This window comes from Hydrogenophaga sp., from assembly GCF_030373225.1.
In the GTDB taxonomy this organism is placed as follows: domain Bacteria; phylum Pseudomonadota; class Gammaproteobacteria; order Burkholderiales; family Burkholderiaceae_C; genus Hydrogenophaga.
Map to the genome: position 1 here is coordinate 21,579 of NZ_JAUCZG010000041.1, position 9,171 is coordinate 30,749.

8 protein-coding genes are annotated in these 9,171 nt (G+C 67.5%); 5 read left to right on the plus strand and 3 right to left on the minus strand.

Annotated elements, in window-relative coordinates; genetic code table 11:
- The first annotated feature begins 16 nt into the window (after positions 1-16).
- Complete coding sequence (locus tag QUV35_RS17615; protein WP_300877114.1) at positions 17-532, plus strand: TRAP transporter small permease; 516 nt, start codon at positions 17-19, stop codon at positions 530-532.
- On the plus strand, positions 529-1,824 hold the full coding sequence (locus QUV35_RS17620; protein WP_300877115.1) for a TRAP transporter large permease: 1,296 nt from the start codon (positions 529-531) through the stop codon (positions 1,822-1,824). Before QUV35_RS17615 ends, QUV35_RS17620 begins: the two co-directional genes overlap by 4 nt.
- Here the strand turns inward: QUV35_RS17620 and QUV35_RS17625 are convergent.
- Genes QUV35_RS17625 through QUV35_RS17635 form a run of 3 tightly spaced genes read right to left on the minus strand, consistent with a single transcriptional unit; the run spans position 1,801 to position 4,974 of the window.
- The gene (locus tag QUV35_RS17625; protein ID WP_300877117.1) at positions 1,801-3,132 is read right to left on the minus strand and encodes a mechanosensitive ion channel domain-containing protein; all 1,332 of its coding nucleotides are present in this window, start codon (positions 3,130-3,132) and stop codon (positions 1,801-1,803) included. The genes QUV35_RS17620 and QUV35_RS17625 overlap by 24 nt on opposite strands.
- A gap of 23 nt (positions 3,133-3,155) precedes the next feature.
- Positions 3,156-3,968 (minus strand): enoyl-CoA hydratase, encoded by an 813-nt coding sequence (locus QUV35_RS17630; RefSeq protein WP_300877119.1) that lies wholly within the window; start codon positions 3,966-3,968, stop codon positions 3,156-3,158.
- Positions 3,969-4,020: 52 nt separating this feature from the next.
- Entirely contained in the window at positions 4,021-4,974 is a 954-nt protein-coding gene (locus QUV35_RS17635; RefSeq protein ID WP_300877121.1) for a histone deacetylase family protein, read from the minus strand.
- Positions 4,975-5,000: 26 nt separating this feature from the next.
- Here QUV35_RS17635 and QUV35_RS17640 point away from each other — a divergent pair, with 26 nt between their 5' ends.
- The 3 genes from QUV35_RS17640 to QUV35_RS17650 all read left to right on the plus strand — a co-directional run bounded on the left by QUV35_RS17640 (position 5,001) and on the right by QUV35_RS17650 (position 9,076).
- Complete coding sequence (locus QUV35_RS17640; protein WP_300877123.1) at positions 5,001-5,921, plus strand: MoxR family ATPase; 921 nt, start codon at positions 5,001-5,003, stop codon at positions 5,919-5,921.
- Positions 5,922-5,924: 3 nt separating this feature from the next.
- The gene (locus QUV35_RS17645) at positions 5,925-6,995 is read left to right on the plus strand and encodes a DUF58 domain-containing protein (RefSeq protein WP_300877125.1); all 1,071 of its coding nucleotides are present in this window, start codon (positions 5,925-5,927) and stop codon (positions 6,993-6,995) included.
- Positions 6,996-7,066: 71 nt separating this feature from the next.
- A complete protein-coding gene (locus tag QUV35_RS17650) occupies positions 7,067-9,076 on the plus strand; it encodes a DUF3488 and transglutaminase-like domain-containing protein (RefSeq protein ID WP_300877127.1) in 2,010 nt (669 codons plus the stop codon).
- The last annotated feature ends 95 nt before the right edge of the window (positions 9,077-9,171 follow it).

The window sequence follows — 9,171 nt, forward strand, 5'->3', positions numbered from 1 at the left end:
CACATCAAGATCCAACATGCTCAAGAAGCTCGACAGTGCACTGCGCTGGTCCACCGGACTCATGGCCGCCATGGCCTTGTTTGCCCTCATGTGGCTCACGCTGGTCGATGTCACCGGCCGCAAGTTTTTCAGCAACTCGGTGCCCGGTGGACTCGAGATCACCGAGATCCTCATGGTGATCGTGATCTTCGGCGCATTGCCCATGGTGTCCTGGCGCGGCGAACACGTGGTGTTCGACACGCTCGACGCATTGATTCCGGACTGGCTGCGCGAGATCCAGGCCCGGGTGGTCCATCTGATCTGCGCGGCGACGTTCGGCTTCCTCGGACGACTCATGCTCATGCGCGCAGACCGCTTTGCGGAATACGGTGACACCACCGTGCACCTGCAACTGTCCATCGCCCCGGTGGCCTGGCTCATGGCGGCTCTGCTGGGTCTGACCGGTCTGGTGCACCTGCTCTTCGTGTTTGTGAAGGCCCCGGTGCCCGAGCACATCCCCTTCCCCGCCGCTGCAGACAGGACCGCCCCATGATCGAAGCCTTCCTGGGTTTCCTGGCCGTGTTCTTCATGGCCTTCCTGCGCATTCCGCTGGCCGTGGCCATGGCCATCGCAGGCATGGTGGGCATGGGCTTGATGCGGGGCTGGACGCCGGCTTTCGCCAGCACCAGCCAGGTCATCTTCGAGACCGGCTTTCACTACGTGCTCTCGGTCATCCCGCTGTTCGTGCTGATGGGCAACCTGGTGGCCCGCGCCGGCATGGCACGCGAGTTGTTCACCGCCGCCAATTCCTTCGTCGGTCACCGCAAGGGCGGCCTGGCCATGGCCAGCATCATCGCCTCGGGTGGCTTCGGCTCGATCTGCGGCTCCTCGATCGCCACCGCAGCCACGATGACGCGCGTGGCCTACCCGGAGATGAAGGGCCACGGCTACAAGGACACGCTGGCCACCGGCGCCATTGCCGCCGGTGGAACGCTGGGCATCCTCATCCCGCCGTCCACCATTCTGGTCATCTACGGAATCATCACCGAGACCGACATCGGCAAACTGTTCGTCGCCGGCATCCTGCCGGGCCTGGTCGCCATCACCTGCCTGTGCCTGGGCGTGGTCTACGTGACCTGGCGCGATCCGGCAGCCGGTCCACGCGCCGAGCGCTTCACCTGGGCGCAGCGGCTCAGGGCCATCCGGGGCATCTGGGGCGTGGTGGTCCTGTTCGGCATGGTGATCGGCGGCATCTACGGGGGCGTCTTCACCGCCACCGAAGGAGCGGGCGTGGGCGCAGCGGGCGCCTTCTTCTTTGCACTGCTGAGGGGCTCGCTCACGCCGCGGGTGCTGATGGACATCCTGGTGGAGAGCACGCGCACCACCGCCATGCTGTTCACCATCCTGATCGCCGCAATGATCTTCACCAACTTCATCAACTTCACCACCATGCCGGGTGACCTGCGCGACTTCGTGCTGCAGTTCAGCCCGAACCCGGTGATGGTGGTGATCATGATGATGGGCATCTACCTGATGCTGGGCATGGTGATGGAAGAACTGGCCATCGTGCTGCTGACCATCCCGGTGTTTTTCCCCGTGATCGTTGGCCTGGGTTTCGACCCGGTGTGGTTCGGCATCCTGATCGTCACCATCGTGGAGATCGGCATGATCTCGCCGCCGGTGGGCCTGAACCTCTTCGTGATCAATTCGCTGCTGCCCAATGTGAAGCTGGGCACCATCTACCGCGGCGTCTGGCCCTTCGTGATGGCTGATGTCGCGCGCCTGGGCATCCTGATCGCCTTTCCCGCCATCTCGTTGTGGCTACCGGGCTTCATGAACCGCTGACGCCGGACTGTTGCCGTCGGTGGGCGGCGGCTTGATGTGCAGCACGCGCTGCGGGTACGGAATCTCGATGCGGTGCTCACGCAGCGCCTGCAACACCTTGCGGTTGATCAGCGAGCGGATGTTGAGCGTGCCGTTTTCCGGGTCTGCAATCCAGTAGCCCAGGGTGAACTCCAGGCCATCGGCGCCGAAGTTGGACAAGGCCACCGAGGGCCCGGGGTCCTTGAGCACGCGCTCCTGGCTCAAGGCCGCATCCTTGAGCAGTTCCATCACCTGCTCCACGTTGCTCTCGTAGCCCACCGACACCACGGTGGACTGCCACAGCCGGTCGTCGGCGAGTGACAGGTTCTCGACGCGGTTGATGATCAGCAACTCGTTGGGCACGATGGACTCACGGCCCGTGATGGAGCGGATCACGGTGTAGCGCGCATTGATGTCGGTGATGATGCCTTCGAAGTTGTCGACCCGCACGTTGTCGCCGATGCGCATGCTGCGCTCGGCGAGGATCACGAAGCCGCTGACGTAGTTGGACGCGAGCTTCTGCAGGCCGAAACCAATGCCCACGCCGATGGCGCCGCCGAGCACCGACAGCGCGGTGAGGTCAATGCCGACCGCCGAGAGCGCGATGATGAGGCCGAAGAACATCAGCAGGGCCCGCGTCGCATTGCTCACCGCCTTGCGCAGTGACAGGTCGCCGCCGACCGCCTTGCGCAGCAGACGTGTCTCGATGGCCGAGGACACCCACAGCGACAGGATCAGCACCGCACCGGCGGTGAGGATGCCTTCGATCATGGTGCGCAGGCTCAGGGTGGTGGAGCCGATCTTCCAGGTGATCTGGTCCAGCTCGGACAGCACCACCGGCAGCAGGCCGCTCACCCACAGCACCATGGCCAGCCACGCCACCCAGGAAATGGTGCGTTCCATCACCCGCACCCAGGGCGCCGTGGCAAACGCCACCTGCAGCACCTTCACGCCCACACGGATCACCACCAGCGACACCAGCACCGGAATGGCCACCTTGAACGCCGCCAGCGGCAGACGTTCCAGCAGCAGCGCACGCGCCACGTAGGCCAGCGTGAGCAGCAGCAGCGGAAACATCACGCCGTCGATCAGGCGCCGGCCGAACAGCACCGAGGCGCGCTCCTCCTGCATGCCCAGGGCGCGGCGCAGCAGCCAGGTGACGCCCAGGGCCGCAGCGATGCACAAGGCGATCACCCCGAGCTCGGTCAACACCGTGGGCTGGGTGAAAGCCGCGAGCCAGAGGCCGAAGTCGTCGATGGGTTTCGGAGCAGCGGTGGACGTGGTGGCCATGGGGAGAACGTTGCGTTGGAAGGTCAGGTGCGCCAGCCCGGCGCCCGTTTGTCGATGAAGGCCTGCACACCTTCTTGCGCCACCTCGTGCGCCATGTTGCAGGCCATGGTCTGGCCGGCAAGCTGGTAGGCCGCCTCGATGCCGGTCTCCAGCTGGCGGTAGAACAGGGCCTTGCCCATGGCGAGCGCCTCGGGCGGTTTGGCCAGGATGCGCTCCACCAGGGTGGCCACGGCCGTGTCGAGCGCATCCAGCGTCGACACCCGGTTGACCAGGCCCCGCTGGCGGGCCTCGTCGGCCGAAATGAAGTCGCCCGTGAGCAACATCTCCATGGCCTGTTTGGGCAGGATGTTGCGCGACAGGGCCACCCCCGGCGTGGCACAGAACAGGCCCACGTCGATGCCGTTGACGCCAAAGCTCGCGTTCTCGCTCGCCACGGCCAGGTCGCACTGGGCCACCAGCTGGCAGCCGGCTGCGGTGGCCAGGCCCTGCACGCGCGCGATCACCGGCACCGGCAGCTGGCGGATGGCCAGCATGAGCCGGGAGCAGCGCGCAAACAGCGCCTGGTAGTAGCCGTGCTCGGGATGGGCGCGCATTTCCTTGAGGTCGTGGCCGGCACAAAAAGCCTTGCCGCTGGCGCCGATCACCACCACCCTAGCCTGCGCATCGGCCGCCACGGCATCGATGGCCGCCTGCAACGCGCCCAGCATGGCCTCGGACAGCACGTTGAAGCTGCGCGGGGTGTTCAGGGTCAGGGTGTGCACACCGCGGTCGTCGCGGGTCTGAAGAAGGATGTCGTCCGCAGCGCTCAGGCGGGACGTTTCGGGTGCTGTGCTCATGCAGCGGATTGTCGGGGATTCCCGGGACAGCTGCCGCCCGGCGGCCGGGCGATCAGACGTCGGCCAGCGCCCGCAGGTGCGCTTCGACGCTGCGGCCCAGCGCACTCAGCGCGTAGCCGCCCTCCAGGCAACTCACGATGCGGCCTTTGGAATGGCGATTCGCCACTTCCTTGATCCGCATCGTCATCCAGGCGTAGTCCTGCTCGACCAGGCCGAGCTGCCCCATGTCGTCTTCGCGGTGGGCATCGAACCCCGCACTGATGAAGATCATCTGGGGCTTGTGGGCGTCGAGCCGCGGGATCCAGGTCATGTCGATCAGTTCGCGGATGTCCATGCCCTTGGTGTAGGCCGGCACCGGCAGGTTGAGCAAGTTGGCCGCGGTGGCGTGCTCCCACACCGGGTAGAACGGGTGCTGGTAGAAGCTGCACATGAGGATGCGCTCGTCGCCGGCCACGATGTCTTCGGTGCCGTTGCCGTGGTGCACATCAAAATCAATGATGGCCACGCGTTTCAAGCCGTGGCGTTCCAGCGCGTACTTGGCGGCCACCGCCACGTTGTTCACGAAGCAGAAGCCCATGGCCTGGTTGCGCGTGGCGTGGTGGCCGGGCGGACGAACCGCACAAAAGGCGTTGGGCATCTCGCCCGCCATCACCGCGTCGGTGGCATCGATGGCGGCGCCGGCGGCCATCAGGATCGCGTCCCAGCTGTGAACGTTGATGGAGGTGTCGGGATCGACCTGCGCATGGCTCGGTCCGCCAGCCTGGATGTCGTCGCGCAGGTTGTCGCTCAAACCGCGCAAGGAAGCCAGATGCATGCGCCCGTGCGCGAGTTCGAGGTCGGCCATCGAGGCGGCTGTGGCCTCGCGGCGCTCCAGCGCGACGTCGAGTCCGCTCATGAGCAAGCGGTCCTCGATGGCGTCCAGACGCTCAGGGCATTCCGGGTGGCCGGCGCCCATTTCGTGTCTCCAACATTCCCTGTGGGTGAAATACCCGGTGGCCTGGCCCATGGCGGTTTTACGGTAAGGTTCGCGGCATGCAAGCCGACACAAAAATTCAACAGTTGCTGAACCAGCTTAACACGGTGATCGTGGGCAAATCCAGGCAGGTTTCCGACTGTGTGGCCTGCCTGCTGGCGGGTGGGCACCTGTTGATCGAAGACGTGCCGGGGGTCGGCAAAACCACGCTGGCGCATGCGCTGGCCCGCTCTTTCGGGCTGCAGTTCTCCCGCGTGCAGTTCACCGCCGACCTGATGCCTTCCGACCTGGTGGGCGTGTCGATCTACGAACGCGGGCGCGAGGGTTTTGTGTTCCACCCCGGTCCGGTGTTTGCTCAGGTGCTGCTGGCCGACGAAATCAACCGCGCCAGCCCCAAGACCCAGAGCGCCTTGCTCGAAGCGATGGAAGAGAAGCAGGTGACGGTGGAGGGCGAGACCCGCGCCCTGCCCGAACCCTTCTTCGTGATCGCCACGCAGAATCCGCACGACCAGTTGGGCACCTACGCACTGCCCGAATCGCAACTCGACCGTTTCCACATGCGACTGTCGATCGGTTACCCCGACCGGGCGGCCGAACGTGAGCTGCTGCGAGGCCAGGACCGCCGCGACATGCTCGACAAGCTGCCGCCCGCGCTCACACCGGCCGACCTCGCCGCGCTGCAGCACACGGTGAGTCAGGTGCACACCGCCGAGCCGGTGCTGGAGTACCTGCAGGACCTGGTGGCCGCCACACGCAACGGGCAGTGGTTTGCGCAAGGTCTGTCGCCGCGCGCCGCGCTGGCGGTGGTGCGTTCGGCCAAGGCCCAGGCCTACCTGAGCGGGCGCGACTACGTGGCGCCCGACGACATCGCCGCCATCCTGCCGCAGACGGTGGCGCACCGCCTGATTCCGGTGCGGGATGCGGGGCGCGGGCCGGTGGAGCAGGTGCGCGCATTGCTCGAAGCGGTCCCCCTGCCCTGAGCAATGGACAGCCCCCGAAGCGCCTTCGGAGCCACCCCCCGGGCGGCAGCACCAGCGGCCTGGCAGAGCCGGCTCCACGGTGCCCCGGGTTGGCGTCAGCCCCTGCGATACCTGCGCGCCCGACTCCAGGCCTGGTGGCACAACCGCCTGCCCCGGTCGGACACGCTCACGCTGACCCAGCGCAACGTCTACATCCTGCCCACCCGGGCGGGCTGGATGCTGGGCATCACCTTGCTGCTGCTGCTGGTGGCCAGCATCAACTACCAGCTCAACCTCGGCTACCTGCTCACCTTCTTGCTGGCTGGCAGCGCGGTGGTGGGCATGCACGTGTGCCACGGCAACCTGCGCGGCCTCACGCTGCTGCTCACGCCACCCGAGCCGGTGCACGCCGGCCAGGCGGTGGCGCTGACCTTGCGCCTGTCCAGCGAGCGCAAGCGCATGCGTTACGGCATCGGCATGGGCGTGATCGGCGCCGACCCGGCGCACGCCCCGCTGGCCTGGACCGACGTGCCGGCACAGGGCAGCGCCCACCTGCAGGTGGGCTTTGCGTCGCCCGAACGCGGCCTGCACCCGCTGCCGCCGCTGACCGCACAGACCCTGTTTCCGCTGGGCACCTTCCGCGTCTGGACCGTGTGGCGTCCGGCCTCGGGTGTGTTGATTTACCCGGAACCCGAAAGCCACCCGCCGCCCTTGCCGCCGGGCGAAGCGCAAGCCGGCCATTCGGGCGCGGCGCGCGTGCAGAGCACCGGTGAGTTCGACGGCGTGCGCGCCTACCGGCGCGGCGATCCGCTCAAGGCGGTGGTGTGGCGCAAGGCCGCGCAGGCGTTCTCGTCGGGCCGCGACGACCTGGTGAGCCGCGATGCCCTGTCGCACCAGCGGCAACAGCTTTGGCTCGACCATGCACAGTGCGGTGGCGCAGGCCTTGAGGCGCGGCTGTCACGACTGACAGCCTGGGTGCTCATGGCAGACCGGCAGGGACTCGACTACGGCCTGCGTGTGCCCGGCCGGGAAATCGCACCCGACCAGGGACCGGGCCACCGCGCGCGTTGTCTGGAGGCGCTGGCGATATGTTGAACACGCAAGCACCGGGGCTCGCTGACACGCCACGCCGCTCCGGGGGGCAGCAGCACGCGCCATGGTGGAACATGGGGGCCACACTGCCCCGCGACACACGCGACACCTTGTTTCTGCTCGTCGTCATCGGCTGGGTGGCCTTGATGCAGGTGGGCCACACGCCCTGGTGGTGCACCGCGCTCACCGTGGGCGTGCTGGCGTGGCGCACCACACTGGCCTTACGCGGGCTCCCACTGCCCGGCTGGCCGGTGCGTGTGGGCCTGCTCTGCATCACGCTGGTCGCCACCTTCATGACGCACAGCACCCTGCTCGGGCGCGACCCGGGCGTCACGCTCATCGTGGTGCTGCTGGCACTCAAGACGCTGGAGATGCGCGCCCGGCGCGACGCCTTCGTGGTGTTCTTCCTGGCCTTCTTCACCCTGCTGACCCACTTTTTCTATTCACAGTCACTGCTCACGGCCGCGGGCATTCTGGTGGCGCTGCTGGGCCTGCTCACCGCGCTGGTCAACGCCCACATGCCGGTGGGCCGCCCGCCACTGTCGCAGGCCGCGCGCATCGCGGGCGGCATGGCGCTCATGGGGGCGCCCATCATGCTGGTGCTGTTTCTGCTGTTCCCGCGACTGTCGCCGCTGTGGGGTGTGCCGGGGCAGGACGAAACCGGGCGCAGCGGCCTTTCGAGCTCCATGAAGGTGGGCCAGATCGCCGAACTCGTGCTCGACGACAGCATCGCCTTTCGCGTGCGCTTCGAAGGCCCGCCGCCGCCGCAGGGCCAGCTGTATTTCCGCGGGCCCGTGCTCAGCAGCTTCGATGGCGACGAGTGGCAGGAGCTGCGTTCGGGCTTTCCGGCCTCGATGGCGCTGCCCGCCGACCTGCAGGTGGCGGGCGAGCCGGTGCGCTACGACGTGACCATGGAGCCCAACCGCCGGCCGTGGTTGTTCGTGATGGAGTCCACCCCGGTGGCGCCCGAACTGCCCGACAACGCGGTGCGCATGAGCAACGAGCTGCAGTGGTTCACGCGGCGGCCCCTGAACACCCTGGTGCGCTACAGCGCCGTGAGCTACCCCGATTTCCGCCACGGTCCAGCAACCCAGGTGGTGGCGCTGCAAGACCAGATCGACCTGCCTGCGGGCTTCAACCCGCGCACGCTGGCGCTGGCGCAGGAGCTGCGGCGCGAACACGGCGCCGGCCCCGACGCCAACCCCAAGTTGATCGAGGCCGCCATGAACCGCCTGCGCACCGGCGGCTACACCTACACGCTGGAGCCCGGCGTGTTCGGACCCAACACGGCCGACGAGTTCTGGTTCGACAAGCGCCAGGGCTTCTGCGAGCACATCGCCAGCAGCTTCGTCATCCTGATGCGTGCGCTCGACATTCCGGCGCGCATCGTCACCGGCTACCAGGGCGGTGAAATCAACGGCGTGGACGGCTACTGGACGGTGCGACAGCGCGACGCCCACGCCTGGACCGAGGTCTGGCTGCAAGGCCAGGGCTGGGTGCGTGTGGACCCGACATCGGCGGTGGCGCCCGGGCGCGTGGGCTCGTTCGAGCGACTGCGCGCACCCCAGGGCGCGCTGGCCGGAGCCATCGGCAACCTCAATCCCGACCTCACCGCGCAGTTGCGCGCCGCCTGGGAAGCCGTGAACAACAGCTGGAACCAGTGGGTGCTGAACTACACCCAGGGCCGCCAGCTCGACCTGCTGAAGAACCTCGGGTTCGAGTCGCCCAGCTGGACCGACCTGGCCTACGTGCTGATCGCCGTGGTGGTTGTCGTGAGCCTGCTCGGCGCTGCCTGGACGCTGTGGGAGCGCCAGCAACACGACCCCTGGCTGCGCCTGCTTCGCCAGGCCCGCACCCGGCTGCACAAGCTGGGCGTGGAGAGCGCCGAGCACACGCCGCCCCGCGAACTGGCCCAACGCGTGCACGACCGCTGGGGCCATGCCGGCGCGGCTGCGCCGCTTGCACAATGGCTGCTGCGGCTCGAAGCCCAGCGCTATGCGCGCCCCGGCGCCGCCGGGGCCACCCTGGCCAGCCTGCAACGCGAATTCGAGCGAATGTCATGGCCCAAAAGCACCGACACCTGACACCCGACCCCGACACCCGACCCCAAGGCACCCCTTGTCATCCCCCCCGCGTCAGAATAGTTGTCGCCCCGATAGAACCAAGAACCTGGGGGCGG

Bases quoted from the DNA above. Each gene is read 5' to 3' on its own strand.
- QUV35_RS17645 (WP_300877125.1), top strand. From the start codon at position 5,925: ATGGACAGCCCCCGAAGCGCCTTCGGAGCCACCCCCCGGGCGGCAGCA.
- QUV35_RS17615 (WP_300877114.1), top strand. From the start codon at position 17: ATGCTCAAGAAGCTCGACAGTGCACTGCGCTGGTCCACCGGACTCATG.
- QUV35_RS17640 (WP_300877123.1), top strand. From the start codon at position 5,001: ATGCAAGCCGACACAAAAATTCAACAGTTGCTGAACCAGCTTAACACG.
- QUV35_RS17625 (WP_300877117.1), bottom strand. From the start codon at position 3,132: ATGGCCACCACGTCCACCGCTGCTCCGAAACCCATCGACGACTTCGGC.
- QUV35_RS17620 (WP_300877115.1), top strand. From the start codon at position 529: ATGATCGAAGCCTTCCTGGGTTTCCTGGCCGTGTTCTTCATGGCCTTC.
- QUV35_RS17635 (WP_300877121.1), bottom strand. From the start codon at position 4,974: ATGGGCCAGGCCACCGGGTATTTCACCCACAGGGAATGTTGGAGACAC.
- QUV35_RS17650 (WP_300877127.1), top strand. From the start codon at position 7,067: ATGGGGGCCACACTGCCCCGCGACACACGCGACACCTTGTTTCTGCTC.
- QUV35_RS17630 (WP_300877119.1), bottom strand. From the start codon at position 3,968: ATGAGCACAGCACCCGAAACGTCCCGCCTGAGCGCTGCGGACGACATC.